The organism is Mesorhizobium tianshanense (assembly GCF_007830515.1).
GTDB classification, from domain to species: Bacteria; Pseudomonadota; Alphaproteobacteria; order Rhizobiales; family Rhizobiaceae; genus Mesorhizobium; species Mesorhizobium tianshanense.
This window is the reverse complement of sequence record NZ_VLKT01000024.1, coordinates 17,548-37,047: the sequence shown is the minus strand read 5'-3', so window position 1 is coordinate 37,047 and position 19,500 is coordinate 17,548. Positions and strand designations below refer to the sequence as shown.

At 62.6% G+C, this 19,500-nt stretch carries 20 protein-coding genes; 15 read left to right on the top strand and 5 right to left on the bottom strand.

All coding sequences use genetic code 11. The features are described from left to right. Positions 1–42: 42 nt before the first annotated feature. The 5 genes from IQ26_RS19415 (at position 43) to IQ26_RS19395 (ending at position 4,180) form a co-directional block, all read left to right on the top strand. Complete coding sequence (locus IQ26_RS19415) at positions 43–837, top strand: thymidylate synthase (RefSeq protein ID WP_145720036.1); 795 nt, start codon at positions 43–45, stop codon at positions 835–837. 284 nt (positions 838–1,121) lie between these two features. Next, positions 1,122–1,919, top strand: coding sequence for a molybdate ABC transporter substrate-binding protein (modA, locus tag IQ26_RS19410; protein ID WP_208760184.1), 798 nt, complete (start codon positions 1,122–1,124; stop codon positions 1,917–1,919). Positions 1,920–1,935: 16 nt separating this feature from the next. Further along, positions 1,936–2,640 carry a molybdate ABC transporter permease subunit gene (gene modB, locus IQ26_RS19405; protein ID WP_145719969.1) on the top strand — a complete coding sequence of 235 codons (705 nt, stop codon included), beginning with the start codon at positions 1,936–1,938 and terminating at the stop codon, positions 2,638–2,640. Continuing rightward, a complete protein-coding gene (gene modC, locus IQ26_RS19400; RefSeq protein WP_145719968.1) occupies positions 2,637–3,749 on the top strand; it encodes a molybdenum ABC transporter ATP-binding protein in 1,113 nt (370 codons plus the stop codon). Before modB ends, modC begins: the two co-directional genes overlap by 4 nt. An 89-nt stretch (positions 3,750–3,838) precedes the next feature. Beyond that, positions 3,839–4,180 (top strand): winged helix-turn-helix domain-containing protein, encoded by a 342-nt coding sequence (locus tag IQ26_RS19395; protein ID WP_145719967.1) that lies wholly within the window; start codon positions 3,839–3,841, stop codon positions 4,178–4,180. A gap of 152 nt (positions 4,181–4,332) precedes the next feature. Here IQ26_RS19395 and cobF read toward each other — a convergent pair whose 3' ends face one another. After that, positions 4,333–5,115, bottom strand: coding sequence for a precorrin-6A synthase (deacetylating) (gene cobF, locus IQ26_RS19390; protein ID WP_145719966.1), 783 nt, complete (start codon positions 5,113–5,115; stop codon positions 4,333–4,335). A 140-nt stretch (positions 5,116–5,255) separates the two neighbouring features. Between cobF and IQ26_RS19385 the strand changes: the two genes are divergently transcribed. The 6 genes from IQ26_RS19385 (at position 5,256) to IQ26_RS19360 (ending at position 10,834) form a co-directional block, all read left to right on the top strand. Beyond that, positions 5,256–6,266, top strand: coding sequence for a DUF4424 domain-containing protein (locus IQ26_RS19385; protein WP_145719965.1), 1,011 nt, complete (start codon positions 5,256–5,258; stop codon positions 6,264–6,266). Next, positions 6,266–6,784 (top strand): dihydrofolate reductase, encoded by a 519-nt coding sequence (locus IQ26_RS19380; RefSeq protein ID WP_145719964.1) that lies wholly within the window; start codon positions 6,266–6,268, stop codon positions 6,782–6,784. Before IQ26_RS19385 ends, IQ26_RS19380 begins: the two co-directional genes overlap by 1 nt. Before the next feature lie 144 nt (positions 6,785–6,928). Continuing rightward, positions 6,929–8,038: an FtsH protease activity modulator HflK gene (gene hflK, locus IQ26_RS19375; RefSeq protein ID WP_145719963.1), complete on the top strand. Its 1,110-nt coding sequence runs from the start codon at positions 6,929–6,931 to the stop codon at positions 8,036–8,038. Then, on the top strand, positions 8,038–8,976 hold the full coding sequence (gene hflC / locus IQ26_RS19370; protein ID WP_145719962.1) for a protease modulator HflC: 939 nt from the start codon (positions 8,038–8,040) through the stop codon (positions 8,974–8,976). Before hflK ends, hflC begins: the two co-directional genes overlap by 1 nt. 6 nt (positions 8,977–8,982) lie before the next feature. Further along, positions 8,983–9,171, top strand: coding sequence for a DUF2065 domain-containing protein (locus tag IQ26_RS19365; RefSeq protein WP_145719961.1), 189 nt, complete (start codon positions 8,983–8,985; stop codon positions 9,169–9,171). A 148-nt stretch (positions 9,172–9,319) separates the two neighbouring features. Beyond that, on the top strand, positions 9,320–10,834 hold the full coding sequence (locus IQ26_RS19360; protein ID WP_145719960.1) for a DegQ family serine endoprotease: 1,515 nt from the start codon (positions 9,320–9,322) through the stop codon (positions 10,832–10,834). A gap of 44 nt (positions 10,835–10,878) precedes the next feature. Here IQ26_RS19360 and IQ26_RS19355 read toward each other — a convergent pair whose 3' ends face one another. Then, positions 10,879–11,451, bottom strand: a complete 573-nt coding sequence (locus IQ26_RS19355; RefSeq protein ID WP_145719959.1) for a GNAT family N-acetyltransferase — start codon at positions 11,449–11,451, stop codon at positions 10,879–10,881. Then, positions 11,448–12,350: a phosphoserine phosphatase SerB gene (gene serB / locus IQ26_RS19350; protein WP_145719958.1), complete on the bottom strand. Its 903-nt coding sequence runs from the start codon at positions 12,348–12,350 to the stop codon at positions 11,448–11,450. The genes IQ26_RS19355 and serB overlap by 4 nt, the downstream gene beginning before the upstream one ends. Between serB and miaA the strand changes: the two genes are divergently transcribed. After that, positions 12,319–13,356 (top strand): tRNA (adenosine(37)-N6)-dimethylallyltransferase MiaA, encoded by a 1,038-nt coding sequence (gene miaA, locus IQ26_RS19345; RefSeq protein WP_240547175.1) that lies wholly within the window; start codon positions 12,319–12,321, stop codon positions 13,354–13,356. The two genes, serB and miaA, sit on opposite strands and share 32 nt — an antisense overlap. A gap of 104 nt (positions 13,357–13,460) precedes the next feature. Beyond that, on the top strand, positions 13,461–14,252 hold the full coding sequence (locus tag IQ26_RS19340; RefSeq protein WP_145719956.1) for a GGDEF domain-containing protein: 792 nt from the start codon (positions 13,461–13,463) through the stop codon (positions 14,250–14,252). A 257-nt stretch (positions 14,253–14,509) separates the two neighbouring features. Here the strand turns inward: IQ26_RS19340 and IQ26_RS19335 are convergent, their stop codons facing one another. Beyond that, on the bottom strand, positions 14,510–16,339 hold the full coding sequence (locus tag IQ26_RS19335; protein ID WP_145719955.1) for an ATP-binding protein: 1,830 nt from the start codon (positions 16,337–16,339) through the stop codon (positions 14,510–14,512). Positions 16,340–16,494: 155 nt separating this feature from the next. Between IQ26_RS19335 and IQ26_RS19330 the strand changes: the two genes are divergently transcribed. Further along, positions 16,495–17,061, top strand: a complete 567-nt coding sequence (locus IQ26_RS19330) for a helix-turn-helix domain-containing protein (protein WP_145719954.1) — start codon at positions 16,495–16,497, stop codon at positions 17,059–17,061. 4 nt (positions 17,062–17,065) lie between these two features. After that, positions 17,066–17,365: a hypothetical protein gene (locus IQ26_RS19325; RefSeq protein ID WP_145719953.1), complete on the top strand. Its 300-nt coding sequence runs from the start codon at positions 17,066–17,068 to the stop codon at positions 17,363–17,365. A 35-nt stretch (positions 17,366–17,400) separates the two neighbouring features. Here IQ26_RS19325 and IQ26_RS19320 read toward each other — a convergent pair whose 3' ends face one another. Further along, entirely contained in the window at positions 17,401–19,203 is a 1,803-nt protein-coding gene (locus IQ26_RS19320) for an NAD(P)/FAD-dependent oxidoreductase (protein WP_145719952.1), read from the bottom strand. Positions 19,204–19,500: the final 297 nt, after the last annotated feature.

Sequence of the window (19,500 nt, the reverse complement as noted above, 5' to 3'; positions counted from 1 at the left end):
CAGTCGGTTATGATGGACGTAACCCGAATCGAGCCGAAGCCGATGCGCCAATATCTCGACCTCTTGAAGCACGTGCTGGAAAATGGCGCCGATCGCGGCGACCGCACCGGCACCGGAACGCGCTCGGTGTTCGGCTACCAGATGCGTTTCGACCTTGCGCGCGGCTTTCCGGTCACCACCACAAAGAAGCTTCACCTGAAGTCGATCGTGCATGAACTTCTGTGGTTCCTGGCCGGCGACACCAACATCAAATACCTCAACGACCACGGCGTCTCGATCTGGGACGAATGGGCCGACGAGAATGGCGACCTTGGCCCGGTCTATGGCAAACAATGGCGTTCATGGCCGGACGGCCATGGCGGCGCCATCGACCAGATTGCGAATCTTCGGAAGGAGATACGCAAGAATCCTAATTCCCGACGGCTGATCGTTTCGGCGTGGAACCCGGCCGAAGTGGAAGCCATGGCGCTGCCACCCTGTCATTGCCTGTTCCAGTTCTATGTCTCGGAAGGCAGGTTGTCCTGCCAACTCTATCAGCGTTCCGGCGACATCTTTCTCGGCGTGCCGTTCAACATCGCTTCCTATGCGCTCCTGACGCTGATGGTGGCGCAGGTGACGGGGCTCAAACCTGGCGATTTCGTCCATACGCTGGGCGACGCGCATCTTTACGCGAACCATTTCGAGCAGGCCCGCGAACAGTTGCGGCGCACGCCCAAGGCGCTGCCGACGCTATGGATCAATCCGGAGGTGAAGGACCTCTTTGCCTTCCGCTTCGAGGATTTCCGGCTGGAAAACTATCTCGCCGACGCGACGATCAAGGCGCCGATCGCGGTGTGAGCCGCAAACATTGGGCTTCTACCCACCCTGTCTCAAAATCGCTCGGATGCCGTCCGCTCGTCGATGCCGACCGCGATATCCGATGCGTTGACCTACGGCATCGGCCCACAACGTTGCGCTGTATCCACCTCAATTGATCGCGAGCGGTGGCAGCGATACACAATGCCATTGGCTGGGCCATTATCCGGGCTAAGTCTGGCAAAAATCCTTCCCTTGTTATATTCTTGCGGATATATCGATTGGCAGGCCTTGCGCCGATCGGATTTCAAGTCCAGGAGAGTTTCATGCTGGTGCGCAAGGGTTTTGGATTGAAGGCGGCCGCCATTGGCGGCCTCGCGACAATGTTGATCGCCGCGATGCCGGCTGCCCACGCGGACGACAGGCTGATCGTCTTCGCCGCGGCAAGCATGAAGAACGCCCTGGACGCCGTGAACACCGCCTGCGAGGCCGACGTCGGCGAGGCGGCGACCATTTCCTATGCGGCAAGCTCCGCATTGGCCAAGCAGATCGAGGGCGGCGCGCCGGCCGATATCTTCATCTCGGCCGATCTCGACTGGATGAAATATCTGTCCGACAAGAAGCTGATCAAGCCGGACACGGAAGTGAAATTGCTCGGCAACGAGATCGTGCTGGTGGCGCCGAAGGATTCGACGGCCGAAACCAAGATCGAAAAGCGTTTCGATCTTGCCAGGCTGATCGGCGAGAGCAGGCTTGCCATGGGCGATTCCAAGGCGGTGCCGGCTGGCAAATATGCCAAGGCGGCACTTGAAGAGCTCGGCGTCTGGTCCTCGGTGGAAGGCAAGGTGGCACAGGCCGAGAATGTGCGCGCCGCGCTCAAGCTGGTCTCGACAGGCGAAGCAGCACTCGGCATCGTCTACGCTACCGACGCGCACGCCGAGCCCGGCGTGAAAGTGATCGGCACCTTCCCGGAGGATTCGCATCCGCCGATCGTCTACCCGGTTGCCCAGACGGCGGATTCGAAGGACAAGGATGCGCCGGCATTCCTGAAATGCCTGCAGTCCGTTAAGGCAGGCGAGCTCTTCAAGGCACAGGATTTTACGGTCCTTACGCCGAGCAACTGAGGCACGACGCCAAAAGATGAACTGGCTGCTGGACCTCACTCCCGACGAATGGAATGCGGTCCGGCTGTCGATCAAGGTGGCGACGGTGGCGATGATCGCCAGCCTGCCGCCCGGCATATTGATCGCGCTCGTGCTTGCCCGCGGACAATTCTGGGGCAAAACGCTGCTCAACGGGCTGGTTCACTTGCCGCTGATTCTGCCGCCGGTGGTCACCGGCTATCTGCTGCTGCTCTCTTTCGGCAGGCGCGGTCCGGCCGGTGCCTTCCTTGCCGAACATTTCGGCATTGTTTTCTCGTTTCGCTGGACGGGTGCGGCATTGGCCTGCGGCGTGATGGGCTTTCCGCTGATGGTGCGGGCGATCCGGCTGTCGATCGAGGCGGTCGACCGCAGGATCGAGGCGGCGGCCGGAACGCTTGGCGCCAATCCGCTCTGGGTATTCGGGACGATCACGCTGCCGCTGATCCTGCCCGGCCTGATCGCCGGTGCAATTCTTTCGTTCGCCAAGGCGATGGGCGAATTCGGCGCGACGATCACCTTCGTTTCCAACATCCCTAACGAGACGCAGACGCTGCCGTCGGCGATCTACACGTTCACGCAGGTGCCGGGCGGCGATGCCGGCGCGCTCAGGCTGACGCTGATCTCGATCGTCATCTCGATGGCGGCACTTATCGCGTCGGAGGTGCTGGCGCGTCGCGTCGGCAAGCGGATGGATATCGAATGACGGTCGTGGTCGACATCAGCCATCGGCTTGGCGATTTCGAGATCGACGCCCGCTTCGAAAGCGCCGGACGGCTGACCGCGCTGTTCGGGCCCTCGGGCTCCGGCAAGACGACGCTGATCAACATGATTGCCGGACTGATCCGGCCCGACAAGGGGCGGATCGAGGCCGACGGCCGCGTGCTGGTCGATACGGATGCCGGCCTCTTCGTGCCGAAGCATAAGCGCCGCATCGGCATGGTGTTCCAGGACGCGCGGCTATTTCCGCACATGAGCGTGGCCAGCAATCTGCGCTACGGTCGCTGGTTCACGCCGACGGTGGAACGATATGCGAGCATGAGTGCCGTGGTCGACCTGCTCGGCATCGGTCCTTTGCTCGACCGGCGGCCGGCAAAGCTTTCCGGCGGCGAGAAACAGCGCGTGGCGATCGGCCGGGCGCTGCTCGCCAGTCCAAGGCTGTTGCTGATGGACGAGCCGCTGGCCTCACTCGACGAGGCCCGCAAGGCCGAAATCCTGCCCTATATCGAGCGGTTGCGCGACGAGACGAAAATCCCGATCGTCTATGTCAGTCATTCGATCTCGGAGGTGGTGCGGCTGGCAAGCGACGTCGTTGTGCTGGCGCAAGGCAAGGTCGCTGCCACCGGCCCGACCGGGACGATCATGCAGCGGCTCGACCTGTTGCCGACGGAAGAACGCGGCGAGGGCGGCGCGGTGTTGGATACCGCGGTGCTGCGCCATGACGAAGCCTTTGGCATGACCGTGCTTGGCTCGGCGGCGGGCGACATCCGCGTGCCGCTTCTGGCAACGCCGGCCGGTGCGCCGGTCCGCCTCCGCATCCGTGCCCGCGACGTGATGATCGCCACCGAGCAGCCGACGGGCCTGAGCGCGCTCAATATCTTGCCGGGCACGATCGTGGCGATAGAGCCTGGCGAGGGGCCGACGGTCGAGATCGCTGTAGACTGCAATGGCGCGACCGTGCTTGCCCGGATCACCGAGCAATCGCGGCAGACGCTGAACCTTGGGCTCGGTCGAAACGTCTATGCCGTGGTCAAGACGGTGAGCTTCGACCGAGCGAATACGAGCGCCGGCTTGCCTGTCGAGGCGGATGGATGAGTGGCGGATGATTGTCGCTATATCATTTTGGAATAGCGGTATCGCCGGAGAGCTTTTAGTATGGACGTGGCGTGACTGCGGAGGAGCAAATGCCGTCGCTGAGCTTGCGGATAAACCTCGATCCAGACGGCCGCATCGGGCCGGGCAAGGTCGAGCTTCTGGAGCAGATCGCCGCCTTCGGCTCGATCTCGGCCGCGGCGCGCGGCATGGAAATGTCCTACAAACACGCCTGGGATCTGGTCGAGGACATGAACCGGGTGTTCGGCAAGCCGCTGGTTGCGGCGCAGACTGGCGGCAAAAAGGGCGGTGGCGCCCAGTTGACCTCGGTGGGGCTTGCGGTGGTCAGCCGCTTTCGCGCCATCGAACGGGCCGCGGCTTCCGCGGCTGCGACGCATATGGAGGCATTACAGGCGGAAATCGACGCCGGGTAAGAGGCCTACGCAAACTCTACTCCGCCGGATGCCTGACGTGATTTTCTGCGCTTCCGGTGCTCACGGACTTGAATGTCCGCTCCGCTCCGGTTCTCGAAAATCGCGCCATCGATCGCGGCGGAGCGAATTTTCGAACGGACTCTTAGGCTGAGCTATGAATCAACATCCTCCGGCTCGCCGGGCTTGCGCAGCAGATAGGTATCCATGATCCAGCCCTTTTTCCGGCGGGCCTCTTCGCGTGTCTTCATAATCTCGTCGCCGACGTCACCAAGGCGGCCGGAAATGAGGATTTCGTCGGGAGTGCCGAGATAGGCGCCCCAGTGGATGACGAGGTCCTTGTCGTCCAGCGTGTTGAAGGCGCATTTGCCGTCCAGCATGACGACGGTGCTGCCGGCATTGTCGGGCAAACCTTCCTCGGTGAGCCGGCGGCCGGTGGTGATCGCAATGGCATCGCCGATGCGGTTCAATGCCATCTTGTGGCCGGCGGCAAGCGCCTGAACAGCGGTAATGCCGGGGATCACCTCCAGTTCGAAGTCGACATTGCCCCTCATGCGCACGCGCTCGAGGATGCGCAGCGCGCTGTCGTAGAGCGAGGGGTCGCCCCAGATCAGGAAAGCGCCGCAGCCATCTTGCGAAAGCTCGTCGCGAATCAGGTCTTCATAGATCGCGGCGATCGCCTCGTGCCAGTCATCGACGGTCGAGCGATAAGAGGGCGCCGGCTCGGCTCGCACCGGCACGTCGAATTCGACGCGGCGCGAGTTCGGGTTGGTGACGAAGCGGTCGCAGATATGACGGCGCAGTTCGGCGAGATCGTTCTTCTTCGCGCCCTTGTCGGGAATGAGCAGCACGTCGGCGCGGTTCAAGCCGTCTATGGCCTGGACGGTCATGTGGTCGGGATTGCCGGCGCCGATGCCGATGACGAGAAGCTTGCGCATGGGCGAACTCCTGCCCGATCGCAACGTCGGTGTCCAGACAAGCCTGGCACGGTGGGCAAGCTTCCGCGGCGCGCGGAAGGGCTTTGAACGCCACATCGAAACGGTTAGGGTCATAGGACATTCTCTGCCGAGGAGCGTCCATGTTACGTTATGTCCTGACTGCAGCGCTGGCACTCTTGGCCACGCCCGTCTTCGCCAATGATTCGATCGCCGAATTGGGTACCGGCGGACTGATCCTGTCACGCAGCGACGCCATCGCCATGGAGAGCGAGGACCTCTACATCTCGTCGGAAAAGGTGACGGTCGACTATGTCTTCCGCAACAATACCGACAAGGACGTCGATGCTATCGTTGCCTTTCCGATGCCGGATATCGAAGGTGATCCCTACGAGATGCTGGCGATTCCCGACGACCAGAGCGACAACTTCCTTGGCTTCGAGGTGACGATCGACGGCGTCGCGGTAAAGCCACAGCTCGAGCAGAAGGTTTTCGCGCTCGGCATCGATATCGGCGCCGATTTGAAGGCGCAGAACGTGCCGTTCTATCCGTTCGGCGACGCGGCCAAGGCGGCATTGGCAAAGTTGCCGCAAGCGGTTGCCGACGACTGGGTCGATCGCGGCATCATCATCGAGGACACCGCCGACGACGGTACGGGCATGAAGACCGTCTATGCGCCGTTCTGGCAATTGCGCTCGACCTATTGGTGGCGCTCGACCTTTACAGCCAACAAGGCCGTCCACGTCGCCCACCGCTACAAGCCCAGCGTCGGCGGCACGTCCTCGGTCAGCTCCTTCTCTGACGGCCAGGGCCAATACGCCGCCTACAAGACCCGCTACTGCATGGACCACTCGTTCGAAAACGCAGTGCGCAAGGCAGTCAAGGAGGATCCCGACGGCACCCCGAGATATTTCGAGAGCCGCATCTCCTACATTCTGACCACGGGCGGCAACTGGGCAGCGGGCACTATCGGCAAGTTCAAGCTGACCGTCGACAAGGGCAATCCGAAGAGCCTGGTCTCGTTCTGCGGCGACAACGTCAAGAAGGTTGGGCCGACGACGTTCGAAATGACGGCGCAGGATTTCTATCCCGAACGCGACATCGATATACTCCTGGTGGTGCCGTCGGACAGCGACAGCGGGAGCGGCGGCTGATGGACGTCGCGATCTACGTCGCCATCGCCGAAAACGGCGTGATCGGGCGCGATGGCGGGTTGCCGTGGCGGCTTTCCAGCGACCTCAAGCGCTTCAAGGCCGACACAATGGGCAAACCCATCATCATGGGCCGCAAGACTTATGAAGGCATCGGCCGGCCTCTGCCGGGGAGGCTCAACATCGTGGTGACTCGCGACAAGGCCTGGCGCGCCGAGGGCGTCGAAGTCGTGCATTCGCTCGACGAGGCGATCAGGCTGGCGAAGGTGCGCGGGCGCTGCATGGCCGGCGCCGACGAAATCTGCGTCATCGGTGGCGGCGAGATCTATACCCAGGCGCTGCCGTTGGCTGACCGCTTGCATGTCACCCATATCCTTGGTCCCGTCGACGGCGACGCGCATTTCCCGCCGATCGACCCGGATTTGTGGCGCACGGTCCGCTCTCAGGACGTTCCGGCTGGTGAAAAGGACAGCCATGCGACACGCTATTCGGTTTACGAGCGACGCCGCAACGTGCATTGAGAGACGACAAAGGGGTCGCGACGGTCCAAAACGGACTGCGTCGACGACCGATCGCGTTGAAAGCGCGCCATTGCGTCCCTATAGAAGGACGATACTGGATTTTTGCGTCGTCAGGCCGGCGCGTGAGGGAGCGAAAGGACATTCATGCCCTGGAATGACAAGAGTGGCGGAGGCGGCGGCCCATGGGGCGGCGGCGGCAATCAGGGTCCCTGGGGGCAAGGGCCAAGGGGACCCAGCGGCCCGCAGGGCTCGCCCCCCGATCTCGAAGACATCATTCGGCGCGGCCAGGACAGGTTGCGGCGTGCTTTGCCGGGCGGCGGTGGCGCCAGCCCCGCCGTGTTCGGGCTGATCGCGGCAGCGCTTGTCGCGCTGTGGGCGTTCAAGGCGGTCTATACCGTGCAGCCCGACGAGGTTGCGGTCGAACTCAGATTCGGCGTGCCAAAGGCGGAGTTCTCGCAGCCGGGCCTGCATTTCCATTGGTGGCCCGTCGAAACGGTCGAGACGGCCAACATCTCCGAACAGCTCGTTGACATCGGCGGCGGCACGGCCACCGGCAACGGCTCCGGTTTGATGCTTTCGGGCGACCAGAACATCGTCAACGTCCAGTTCTCGGTGGCCTATCAGGTTTCCGATCCGAGGGCCTATCTGTTCGACGTGTCCGATCCCGACGGCATGCTGCGGCAGGTCGCCGAAAGCGCCATGCGCGAAGCGGTGGGTCGGCGACCGGCGCAGGACATCTTCCGCGACGATCGCGAGGGCATTGCTGCGTCCGTGCGCGAACTCATCCAGACGACGCTCAACGGCTACAGGGCCGGCCTGAACGTCAACGCAATCTCGATCGAGGATGCCGCACCACCGCGCGAAGTGGCCGACGCCTTCGACGAGGTGCAGCGCGCCGAACAGGACGAGGACAAGTTCGTCGAGCAGGCCAACCAGTATTCCAACCAGAAGCTTGGTCAGGCACGCGGCGAGGCCGCACAGATCCGCGAGGACGCGGCCGCCTACAAGAATCGGGTCGTGCAGGAGGCCGAAGGCGAGGCGCAGCGCTTCATCTCGGTCTATGACGAATACGCCAAGGCGCCGGACGTGACGCGCCAGCGGCTTTATCTGGAAACGATGGAGAGGGTTCTGAGGGATTCCAGCAAGGTCATTGTCGAGCAAGGCAACGGGCAAGGGGTCATTCCCTATCTGCCGCTGCCGGCGTTGCAGCAGAAGGCGCCGGCGCCAGCGCCGGTCCTCGGAGGAAACCAGTGATGGCCAACCGTCTTCCCGTCATCGCAGTCATCGCCGCGGTCATCCTGTTCCTGCTCTATTCGTCGGTCTTCGTTGTCAATGCGCGCCAGCAGGCGCTGGTGCTCAGGTTCGGCGAGATCGTCGACGTCAAGAGCCAGCCGGGCATCTATTTCAAGGCGCCGTTCGCCTTCTTCGATGCCGACAGCGTGCAGTTGATCGAAAACAGGGTGCTGCGCTTCGACCTCGACAACATCCGCGTCCAGGTTTCGGGCGGCAAGTTCTATGAGGTCGACGCCTTCATCGCCTATCGCATCTCGGATCCGCGCGTGTTCCGCTCCGCAGTGTCCGGTCAGATCGAGCTGGCCGAGGCACGGTTGAGGACGCGCCTCGACGCCGCCTTGCGCCGTGTTTACGGCCTGCGCGACTTCGAGGCGGCGCTCTCGGAAGAGCGAGCCGTGATGATGCGTGAAGTGCGCGATCAGCTGAGGCCCGACGCCACGTCGCTCGGCCTGCAGATCGAGGATGTCCGCATTCGCCGAACCGATTTGACGGCGGAAGTCTCGCAACAGACATACGACCGCATGAAGGCTGAGCGTCTGGCCGAAGCCGAGCGGCTGAGGGCGCGCGGCAACGAGGCGGCGCAGCGCATCAAGGCTCGCGCCGACCGTGAAGTGGTGGAGATCGTCGCCGAGGCACGGAGGGAATCTGAAATCCTGCGTGGCGAAGGCGAAGCTCAACGCAGCGCCACCTTCGCCGACGCCTACCAGCGCGATCCGGCCTTCTTCGGCTTTTACCGGTCGATGAATGCCTATGGCACGGCGCTGGACAATACCGGGACGACGATGGTGCTGTCGCCGAATTCGGAATTCTTCCGTTTCTTCCGCAATCCCGCCGGCGCGGACACGCCGGCAGCACCTGCTGCACCGGCAGCACCAGCGCAGCCAGGCACCGGCCAGTAACGGCCGATGCAGGACTTTCTGGCGGCAATAGGCTTGGTCCTCGTCGTGGAGGGCCTGGTCTATGGCGGCTTTCCCGGCCTCGCCAAGAAGCTAGCCGGCGAAGTTTTGTCGATGCCGGAGAATGCGCTGCGGATTGCCGGGCTGATCGCAATCGCCGTTGGCGTCGGCGTCGTCTGGCTGGTGCGCGGTGGATGACATGGTCGGTCTGTGATTTCGGGATAACGCAGGATTTATCCTATGCCGATAGCCATAGCCGCAAACGTGCCGTATTTCTTGCCAACATGACTCGACGCAGCGTTTTCGGCGAGCGCTTTTCTTTTCAGAGACACCGGGAGACTTCTCGATGACATCCAACAGCTTTTTGCGCGCGGCGCGGCGGACGGCCACCGCGGGTGCTGCGGCATTTCTCATCGCCGCCTTTACCGTCCCGTCGCTGGTGTCGCCGACGGTAGCCGCGGATGGCCCGGAATCGGTCGCCGATCTCGCGCAGGGCCTGCTCGGCGCCGTGGTCAATATATCGACCTCGCAGAGGGTGAAGGGCACGGAAGGTCCGGGCGCGGTGCCGATGCCGCAGCTTCCAGAAGGCTCGCCCTTCCAGGATTTCTTCGACGATTTCTTCAAGAACCGTCCCGGCGAGCAGGGCAATCCCTCGCAAAAGGTGCAGTCGCTGGGCTCCGGCTTCGTGGTCGACGCCGAGCAGGGCATCGTGGTGACGAATAACCACGTGATCGCCGATGCCGACGACATCGAGGTGAATTTCTCCGACGGCGTGACGCTGAAGGCAACGCTGGTCGGTACCGACACCAAGACCGACGTGGCGGTGCTGAAGGTCGATCCGAAAGGGCACAAGCTGACGGCGGTGAAATTTGGCGATTCCAGCAAGATGCGTGTCGGTGACTGGGTGATGGCGATCGGCAATCCGTTCGGCCTTGGCGGCACCGTGACGGTCGGCATCGTCTCGGCCCGCAACCGCGATATCAATTCCGGACCCTATGACGATTTCATCCAGACCGATGCCGCGATCAACCGCGGCAATTCCGGCGGACCGCTATTCAACAGCGACGGCGAGGTGATCGGCATCAACACGGCGATCATATCGCCGTCCGGCGGCTCGATCGGCATCGGCTTTTCCATTCCCTCGCAGCTCGCATTGGGCGTCGTCGACCAGCTCCGCCAGTTCGGCGAGACGCGGCGCGGCTGGCTCGGCGTGCGCATCCAGCCGGTGACGGACGACATTGCCGAAAGCCTCGGCATGGCTACCGCCAAGGGCGCGCTGGTCGCTGGCGTCATCAAGGGCGGGCCCGTCGATAATGGCACCATCTTGGCGGGCGACGTCATCATCAAGTTCGACGGCAGGGACGTCAATGAAATGCGCGACCTGCCGCGCGTCGTCGCGGAAAGCACGGTCGGCAAGGCTGTCGACGTGGTCATCGTGCGCAAAGGTGTCGAGCAAACCGTGAAGGTGACGCTCGGTCGGCTCGAAGATGGCGAAAAGCTTGCCAGCGGCGAGAACGGCAACGCCGACCAGGACAATGGCGACGAGGCGCCTGCCGTTTCGGCGGCTTCCGTGCTTGGCATGACGGTTGGCGAGCTCAACGACGAGACGAGGACGAAATTCGGCATCGCCGCCGAAGTTTCCGGCGTCGTCATCACCGAAGTCGCCAAGGATTCGGCCGCTGCCGAACGCGGCATCCAGGCCGGCGAGGTGATCACCGAGATCGCGCAGGAATCGGTCGCTACGCCCAAGGATGTCATGGACAGGATTGGTGCGTTAAAGGAGCAGGGGCGCAAGAACGCGTTGCTGATGCTGGCGTCGAAGACCGGCGAATTGCGGTTTGTGACGATCCGGATGGATTGAGTCCGGTAAAGTCTGGAGCTCTTTGATTTTAAGGAAAAAGGCGGCTAGCGAGCTGCCTTTTTTCTTGCCTGCCATTCCCTGCGCGAGAGCCTGAAGAACACATGCCGCTTGAGTCTGGCGTGGCTGTCCGGAATGCCGGGGTGCTCGAAATCGCTGGCCGGGTCGGCGATCATGCCCAGACGCTCCATGACGGCCGTGGACCGGCGATTGTCCTTGACGGCGAAGGACACGATTTCGTCGAGGCCAAGGGTTTCGAAGCCATAGCCGAGCCAGGCTTCGGCTGCCTCGGTGACGTAGCCACGGCCCCAGAATTCGGGAGCCAGCCGCCAGCCGATCTCGATGGTGCCGGCAGGCAAGAAAGGCAAATAATCGGTTGGCGTTATGCCGACGAAACCGATGCATTGGCCGGTTGCGACGATTTCGGCGGCTGCGAAGCCGAAACCGTCATGGTCGATGACGGCGCGCAATTCATCCATCTTGGCGTCGGCCTGGGCGCGGTCGCGGCGAAATGGAAAAAACTCCATGACGCGTTCGTCGGAATTGATCCGGTGGAAGAGCTCGCGGTCGCGATCCTCCCAGTTGCGCAGGATCAGGCGTTCGGTGCGGATCGGTTTCACCCCACAAACTCCTCCCGCCGGTAGCCCTGCAGATAGAGAAGCGCGGTCAGGTCGCCGTGGTCGATGCGGAACCTTGCCTCAGCCGCCACGGCCGGCTTGGCATGAAGTGCCACGCCGGTGCCGGCAAGGCGGATCATGTCGAGATCGTTGGCGCCGTCGCCGACAGCGATGGCGTCGGCGGTGGCCAGCCCGAGGCGCGCCGAAATCTCAAGCAGCGCATCGGCCTTGGCGGCGCGCCCCAGGATCGGCTCGGCAACCAGCCCGGTGAAGCGGCCGTCCTGCTCGATCAGGCGGTTGGCGCGGTTCTCCTGAAAGCCGACCATGGCGGCGATGCGTGAGGTGAAGACGTCGAAGCCACCCGACACGAGCGCAGTCCATGCGCCGTTGGTCCGCATGGTCTGGACAAGGGCGCGGCCACCGGAGGCCAGCGTCAGGCGGTTGGCGATGATGCGTTCGACCACGGCAGCGTCGAGGCCTTTCAGCAGCGCCACCCGCTCGCGCAAGGCCGGCTCGAAAGCGATCTCGCCATTCATCGATCGCGCAGTAATGGCGGCGACGTAATCCTTGACGCCGATCTCGTCGGCAAGCTCGTCGATGCACTCCTGGTCGATGACAGTCGAATCCATATCGGCCATGAGGATCTTCTTTCGCCGTCCCTCGGCCTGCTGCACGATCACGTCGACCGGTTCGGTAGCAAGCGCGGCGCGCAGGCTGGCGGTCGTTTCAGCGGCTTCGGCCGCCTCGGGCAAAACGAATTCGCAGGCAATGCCCTCGGCCAGCCAGTGAACAATGCTTGCGCCGACCGACCGTGACGCCATATTCGCAAGCGCCGGCGACAATGCACGACCGGCGGGATGGGACACAAGCGTGGCGATCAAGGGCGTAGTAAGCGGGGGCATCGAAAATTCCAGCGGGCAGGCGGGCGAGGGCCGCGTAAAGAACGCGATCCTGATAGCCGGGCCGACTGCCAGCGGCAAGTCGGCCCTTGCGCTCGATATCGCCGAGCGCAAGGGCGGCGTCATCGTCAACACCGATTCCATGCAAGGCTATTCGGTGCTCGACGTGCTGACCGCGCGGCCGACCGCCGCCGAACTCGCTCGCGTCCCGCATTATCTCTACGGGCATGTCCAACCCTCCACCGCCTATTCCACGGGCGCCTGGCTGCGCGACGTGATGAAGCTCATCGACGATGGTACGTTCTTCGAACGACCAGGCGGCACGTTCTTCGAACGGCCAGATGGCACGTTCTTCGAACGGCCGGTGATTTTCGTTGGCGGCACCGGGCTTTATTTCCGGGCGCTTGCGGAGGGCATTTCGGAAATGCCCGACATTCCGCAGTCGATCCGTGACCGCTGGCGCTACGAGCTTCAGGAGCAGGGCGCGGCCAAGCTGCACCGCATCCTGCTGCGCGAGGATTCCGCGGCCGGTATGATGCTGAAGCCGACCGACGGCCAGCGCATCGTGCGGGCGCTGGAGGTGCTGGACGCGTCCGGCCGTTCCATCCTGGAATGGCAGGCGGCGCGCGGCCGGCCCATGATCGACAGGGCCAGCACGCACTTCTTCGTGATCGAACCGGACCGGGCGGCGCTGGTGGAGCGGATCGAGGCGCGGTTCGACCGCATGCTGGACAAGGGCGCCCTCGACGAGGTCAGGCGGTTGACCGATCTTGGGCTCGATCCCGACTTGCCGGCGATGAAAGCGATCGGCGTTCGCGAACTCCAGGCCGCAATGGCCGGGGAGCTGGGTTTTCCCGAAGCGATCGAGCGCGCCAAGATCGCGACGCGACAATATGCCAAGCGGCAGGCGACCTGGTTCAGGCATCAATTGGGTCCGGAATGGCTGCGATTGCGCCCCGAAGATCGTGCGGAATCCACGATCTTGAATCTTCTTTCTAGTGCAACCTAAAAAGTTGATCTTGCGGGGAGACTCCCGCCCAAGTTGTCCAAAGTTAACCGTCCGTAAGGCCCTCCATGCCATAACGTCCGTAGGAATCTTCCAACGGCGGGCAGATGCGTTTCCACAAGGCGGAATCAGCCTTTTTTGTCTTCATTTTTGTGATCCTTGCCGCTGGCCTGGTGACGCTGCACGCCTATGCGCTTCTGCAAGCCTTCGCCGACGGCGTCAGCGCACCGGACCGGGTCGAGCAGATCTCCTACCTCAACAAGTTGCTGTTCGCGACCGGCGTGCTTCTGGCAACCGCGCTGTTCTTCGGCGTATTCTTCATCTACCCGCTGATCCGCAAGCAGGCCACGGAAGAAGGCAAGCTTCGCGCCATGACGGTTTCGCTCAGCGCCCGTTCGGAAACGCTTGAGCATGCGGCGCTGACCGACGGCCTGACCGGTATGCAGAACCGGCGCTATTTCGACGATGCGCTGAGGGAGTATCTCGAGGAATTCCGTCGTATCGAGAAGCCGGTCGGGCTGATGATTCTTGATCTCGACCATTTCAAGCAGGTCAACGACACCCACGGACATGATGTCGGCGACGAGGTATTGCGGGCGGTCGCCAACTGTCTCAAGGACATGACGCGCTATCACGACGTGGTGGCGCGCCTGGGTGGCGAGGAGTTCGCCGTGGTCACGCCCAACATGGATGCCGACCTTCTGTCCAAATTCGCCGAGCGCATCCGCAAGGCGATCGCCAACATGTCGATACTGTCAGGCAATGTTCGCCTGAAGATCACCACCAGCGTCGGTCTTGCCGTCTGGGACCGCAAGGAAACGGCCGAGGAGTTCTATCGCCGCGCCGACCGCCAGCTTTATGAAGCAAAGAGGCAGGGCCGCAACCGCGTCTGCGCCTAAAATCCCGCCAGGAAATAATTCGTGAGGCTGGCCGCCTGCCGCCGTTTTCTGCGCTTCCGGCCTTCGCCGGCCGAAGCCATTAATGAGCGTCGTGGCAGCTAAGGCTGCGGCCGGCGTAGGCCGGTGCTCGCGTACTTTAAGTAGGCTCCGCTCCGGTTCTCGAAAATGGCAGCATCCGACTCAGCCTGACGAATTTCCTGGCGGGATTTACCCAAGTAGGCCAGCGAGGCCGCAATCTCAGAAGTTTGACGCGGCGCTCAATCGTTTTGCGGGCGCAGGCCGAAGGTCGCCGGCTTGAGGCCATAGCGCATGTCGAAATCGTCGTCGGGCTGGACGCGCGCGACGGGCGGCTTACGATAGTCGGGATCGCCGGCCTGCCTGCTGGTGTCAACGACTTCGGCGAAAGCCATCGCCTGTTGCGGCTTCGGCACGTTGCGCAGCCTCTCGACGATCGCCGCCAGGTCGACATCGTTGCCGTCCTCGGACGGCTTGGCTTCTTCCCGTTTGATCGTTCCGGGAATCAGGCCTTCGGATAGCTTCTCGAACTTCAGCCGCATGGTCGTCGCCACGCCTTCACCGAAGGCGATGGCTTCACGCTGGCCCATCGAGGACAGGAATGCCAGCGTCGAGGCCGAGGAATCGGCGATCGCCGAGCGGATGATCGCCTGGTCCTGCTCATTGGCAAGCCGCATGGCGAAAAAGGTCGAGCACTGCGACAGGATGGTGGGATCTAGCTCGCCCGGACGCTGGGTGACGACGCCGAGGTAGCAGCCGTATTTTCGGCCTTCCTTGGCGATGCGCGACAGCGCGTGCCGGGTCGGCGCGAAACCGAGGCGCGGATCGGCCGGCATGTAGCGGTGCGCCTCCTCGCACAGCACAAGCAGCCGCAGCCGGCCTTCGCTCCACAGCGCAAGGTCGAAGGCCAGGCGCGCCAGCACCGAACAGACGGAATTGACCACCTCCGACGGCATACCGGCCATCTCGAAGCAGGTCACCGGGCGGCCGTGGTGCGGCACGCGGAAAATATTGCCGATCGTCTCGTGGATGGTGTCCTCGATCAGCCGCGAGTTGAACATGAAGCGATAGCGCGGATCCGAGGCCGCCGACTCGATGCGCGTCTTCAGCGATTTGAGGGTGGGGCGGTCGTTCTTGCTTTCCAGCAATCCCATGCGCTCGTCGATCTGCTTGATGAGATCGACAACGCGATAGGGCACCGGCGTGTCCGCGGTCAGCGCATCGACGCCGCGCCTGAGATAGGTAGCCGAATTCGGGTTGCGATACAGGTTCTTGGCCGCGGGAATGAGATCGCGCAAGGCATCAACCTCTTCCGGCACCGTCTCGCGCCCGCGAAACAGCACTTCGGCAAATTCCTCGAGCCTGAACATCCAGAAGGGCAGGTCAAGCGTCGTCGAATCGACCTTGACGCAGTGTTCGGGCAGGGACGCGGCGAACTCATTGTGCGGATCGAGGATGAGGACACGCAGGTCGGGTCGAGCGGCGATCGACTTGCGCAAAAGCAGCGAGACGGCGGTGGATTTGCCGACGCCGGTGGTGCCGACAATGGCGAAATGGCGCGCCAGCGTGTCGTCGATGGCGATGTTGGCGTCGATCGCCTCGTCCTGTGAAAGCGTGCCGATGGTGATCGAATGACGTCCGGCGAGATCATAGACCGCTTGCAGGTCGCGGCTGCGGATGCGGTGAGCGATGGCGCCGATATGCGGATAGGTGGTGATGCCGCGATCGAAGATCGGCTGGGTGCCGGGCTCGGCGCCGTCGCGCACTTCGCCGATGAGCTCGATGCTGACTTCGATCGGGTTCTGGCCCTCATCGCTCCAGGCGCGATCCGACTTGCCGATCTCGTAGACCAGGCCGACGGTTCGCGTTGTGCCAAGATTGATGGAGATCATCTTGCCGACGGTCCAAAGGCCGGTGACCGTGCCTTCGACATCGTCGGCATAGGCGCTGATGGTCGCGCGCGCGCCGTCGCACTGCACGACATTGCCCAGAACGCGCTTGTCGCTCTGGTCGGCCTTGCGGCGCTCCTGCGATGTCGGCTCTCCGACGGAGACTTCGCGGTCGATGAACATGGCCAGGCTGTGTTCCCATTCCCCAGGCGATCGACTTTACGCCGACGGGGTTAAGGTGGGGTGAGGTCGGATGGTGTAGGGGCCGTTAAGCCATTCGCGAAAATTGACTCAAACGGGCCTCTTGCTCGACTCCGTGAATTCAATATACTGGATTAATGAATGATATAGCGAACAATATCTCCTCGACCATCGGCAGGAGAATACGCTCCGAAAGAGCCTTGAGGGGCTGGTCGCTGGCGGAGCTCGCGGATCGCTCCGGCGTGTCGAAAGCCATGCTCAGCACGATAGAGCGCGGCAAGACGAGCCCGACCGCAGCGCTTCTCGTGCGCATCGCGGCGGCCTTCGGCATGACGCTTTCCACCCTCATCGCACGGGCCGAGCTGCAAGGCGGTGGGCTGCTTCGCGAAAGCGATCAGCCGGTCTGGCGCGATCCCGCCACGGGTTATATCAGGCGGCATCTTTCGCCGGTCTCCGACATGCCGCTCGAGCTGATCAGAGTGCAGTTGCCGGTGGGAGCCAAGGTAAGTTTTCCGGCAGCATCCTATGCCTTCATCAGACAGCAGATCTGGCTGATTTCCGGACGGTTGGAATTCACCGAGGGTGATATCGTGCACAGTCTTGAACCCGGCGACTGCCTGGCGCTTGGCGCGCCGTCGGATTGCGCCTTCCACGCTCCCGGACCGGACGCCGCCGACTACCTGGTCGCACTGGCCAGAGGCTGAGGCGATGGTGCGTCGCCCGAAACGCACCGACAATGGCGGTCCGCCTCTCGACGACTATGATGGCCCGCCATGGGGCGAGGGCGACGCCTACATCTTCCTTGCCTGGCAGGCTGCTCATGCCAAGGCCTGGAAGGCGCCAAGCCGTGACGTCATGCTGATGCGGCTGGACAAGGCCGAGCGGCTGGGCCTGACCTATGAGGAATACACGCTCGAACTGCTGGAGCGCGGGCACCACCTGCAGGAAGAAGATGCCATGCGCATCACCGAGATCAAGGCGGCCCGTAAGCGCCGCCGCTCCAGATAAAGATATCAGCCACAAGCCAAGCTAGGCGTCGCGTCCTATCCCTTGTGATGGACCCGCTGCAGCCCGTAGACCGGCGTCTCGATGTCCTCATGCCGTGCCTTCAACTGCAGCGACAGGAACTGCGAATAGTGGCGTGACTGGTGCAGGTTGCCGCCGTGGAACCAGAGCGCCTCTTGTTGCGTCGGCTTCCACATGTTGCGCTGTTCGCCCTCCCAGGGGCCGGGATCCTTGGTGGTGTTCGAGCCGAGGCCCCAGCACTTCCCGACTTTGTCGGCGACCTCTTTCGAGATCAGCTCCGCCGCCCAGCCGTTCATCGAGCCATAGCCGGTGGCATAGACGATGACATCGGCCGGCAGCTCGGTGCCGTCGCTGAGCAGGACCGAATGTTCCTTGATCTCCTCCACATCGACGCCGCTCTTCAGCTTGATGGCGCCGTCGATGATCAGCTGTGAGGCGCCGATGTCGATGTAGTAGCCGGAGCCGCGCCTGAGATACTTCATGAATAGGCCGGAACCGTCGTCACCCCAGTCGAGCATGAAGCCGGCCCTTTCCAGTCCCTCGTAGAATGCCGCATCGCGCTTCTTCATCTCCTGGTAGAGCGGGATCTGGAATTCGTGCAGGATCTTGTAGGGCAGCGAGGCGAAGATGAGATCGGCCTTGGCGGTGGTCATGCCGTTTTGCAAGGCTTGCTCCGAATAGAGCGAACCCAGCCCGATATCCATCAGCGTGTCTGATTTGACGATGTGCGTGGTCGATCGCTGCACCATGGTGACGTCGACGCCGGCTTCCCAGAGTGCGGCGCAGATGTCATGCGCGGAATTGTTCGAGCCGATAACGACGACCTTCTTGCCGATATACTTGTCCGGACCGGGATGTTTCGAGGAATGGTGCTGATCGCCCTTGAAATTCTCCATGCCCTTGAACTTCGGAAGGTTAGGCCGGCCCGACATGCCGGTGGCCAGCACCAACTGCTTGGGCTTCAGCGTGATGTCCTGGCCGTCACGATGGACGACGACCGTCCATTCCTTTTTCTCGTTGTCATAGGTGGCGCTCTTTGCCTCGGTGGAGGACCAATAATTCAGCTCCATGACCTTGGTGTACATTTCCAGCCAGTCGCCGATCTTGTCCTTGGGCGAGAAGACCGGCCAGTTCCGAGGGAAGTCGATATAGGGCAGATGGTCGTACCAGACCGGGTCGTGCAGGCAGAGCGACTTGTAGCGCTTGCGCCATGAATCGCCGGCACGCTCGTTCTTCTCGACGATGATGGTCGGCACGCCGAGCTGCCTCAGCCGGGCACCGAGTGCGATGCCGCCCTGGCCGCCGCCGATGATGAGCGTGTAGGGTTGCGTCTTGAAGCCGAGTTCAGCCGCCTCTTTCTCGCGCTCTTCTTTCCAGGTCGGTCGGTTTTTTCCGTGGCCATGCTTGGCGCCCAACGGCCGGGCGAAGCCGGCGGCTTCCTCATGCCCTTTCAGCTCGACCATGGTGGTGAGCAGCGTCCAGATTTTGCCGTTCTTCAGCCTGATATGGCCGAAGCCGCGCGCAACTTCCGTTTCGAAGCTGATCCAGCCCTCCAGCAGATCGCCGCTTTCGCTGGCGTCCTCGCCCTTGGCGAGCGCCCAATTCGAAGGTTTTGTCTTCGCCAACTGGCTCACCAGCATGTCGCGCACCTGGTCGCGACCTTCCATGGTCTTGATGTTCCAGGTGAAGGTCACCAGGTCGCGCCAGTAGCAGTCTTCCTGAAAGCACCCGACCGCCTTGTCGATGTCGCCGGCGCTAAGCGCTGCGCCGAATTGGTCGAGCAGGTCGGACAGTTTCTTGGCTGGAGCCTTGTCGAGCATCAAATTTCCTCCCGTGAAGTCCTGGTCGTCATTGTGGCTTTGCCGGACCCTCCCAGCCCGTCGATCGGAGTATCGCGGCAAAAGCGCCGCGTCACGTCGTCAAATAGTCTGGCGCGGTTTCAATGGCTTATCGCAAAAACTGTGGCATGCGCTGGTCCGTGCGGCGGCGAACCATTCGCCCACATTTCGCGCGCACCGGGGAGCCGAGAGTTCTCCGGCGACGATCGTGGCTGCCTGAAGACCAAAGATGCACCTTTGCAACACCCCATCACACCATCGTAAATGTTGAAAGAATGG